Raw genomic sequence first — 1,377 nt, 5'->3', positions numbered from 1 at the left:
GCGCCGTGCCGGTTCCTGTTCGTCGAAGGCCAAGGTCTGGGTCCAGGCGAGCAGGTCTGCGGCCAGGGCGGCGATCTCGAGCCAGATCTGATTCTGTGCAAAGCCGTGGAAGGGCAAGTTGCGCATCCCGGTGTCCTTCTGGGCGCGGATGCGGTCCTCGGCGCGGGCGCGCTGACGGTGACGGACTTCCAGATCGGCCAGTGTCCAGCCCGGCCCTCGGGTGTTGGTGGCGAAGCAGGTGATCCGCCAGCCATCGCGGTCGGTCAGGCGGAGTTGCGCGCCGGGATGCGGGCGTTCCCGGCGGGCGATCACCCGCATCCCGGCGGGCCAGTGCTGTGGGCCGGGCCTGCTGGTGCGGCTCGGTGCGGGCATCCAGGCGGTGAGTTCGGCGACCTGGGCGCCTTCGCGGGGGTTGCCGTCGCCGTCGATCGCTGCGCGCCAGGCCTGGACGGGGATCGCCTCGATCGCGGCCTTCACCGTTTCGTGCGCGGAGAACCCGACCGAGTACTCCAGCCTCAGGTCGGTCAGATGAGCCAGCAGCGCCTTGGAGCATCCGCCGGAGTCGGTGCGGATCAGGACCTGGCCGCGTTCGGCCTCGGGTAGTTGGGCCAGGGCCAGATCGACGGCGTCGATGTGGTCGCCGGCGTTCCAGGGTGAGGCGTTGCCCGGCCGTAGCTGGGCCAGCAAGGTTTCCCCGGTGCCGTGCTCGCCGTGGTCGACGAACGCGCACATCGGCGCGAACCCGAACCCGCGTTTGTGGGTACCGGTGGCGTGTTCTTTGTCTGAATGCGCGGTCACCAGCGTCGCGTCGAGGTCCACGATTACCTGCCCGCCGTCACAGGTGCCCGGCTGCCCGGCCAGCGGCCGCCGCCGCGCCCACACCGCCGCCCGCGCTTGGGCACGGGCCGCGCGGATCGCGGGCAGCGCAGCATCGATGTCCGCGGCGAGCGTGCTGACCAGCCGGGATACCGTCGGATCGCTGGCCACCGGGCCGAACAACTGCGGCTGCGCCCGGACGACGGCCAGATCGGCCACGCAGTCCCCACCCAGCGCGACCGCGGTCGCGACATCACACAAGATCTTGCCGGGATCGTGTGTCGCCTTCCTGCTCCGCCACGGGGCCAGCGCGGCCGACAACGTCCGCTGCGCTCCGGACAATCGCACGGTCTGCCGCAACAACACTCCGCCCGCCGACGACACCAGCGACTCACCAACCGGATCCAGAACCAGCGACGGACCTGCGCTACGCTTCACCTACGGAGTGCCTTCCCACCGGCGTTACTTGTGACTTCGCAATCCCAAGTTTGCCCTGTGAGACAGGCACTCCGTCTTACTACCGGCCCGTGTCGCCGACCAAGTCATGAAATCCCGAGGCTA

The 1,377-nt window shown here is 69.7% G+C and carries 1 protein-coding gene; it reads right to left on the bottom strand.

The window, feature by feature from the left end:
* The coding region (locus tag ACFVYA_RS49955; RefSeq protein ID WP_387055710.1) for an IS1380 family transposase at positions 1-1,254 on the bottom strand (1,254 nt) is incomplete at its 3' end.
* Between the last annotated feature and the right edge of the window lie 123 nt (positions 1,255-1,377).

Origin of the sequence: Amycolatopsis sp. NPDC058278, assembly GCF_042881395.1 — a bacterium.
Taxonomy (GTDB): Bacteria; Actinomycetota; Actinomycetes; order Mycobacteriales; family Pseudonocardiaceae; genus Amycolatopsis.
Note: the sequence above shows the minus strand (reverse complement) of the source record. Positions and strands in the feature narration are given on the sequence as shown.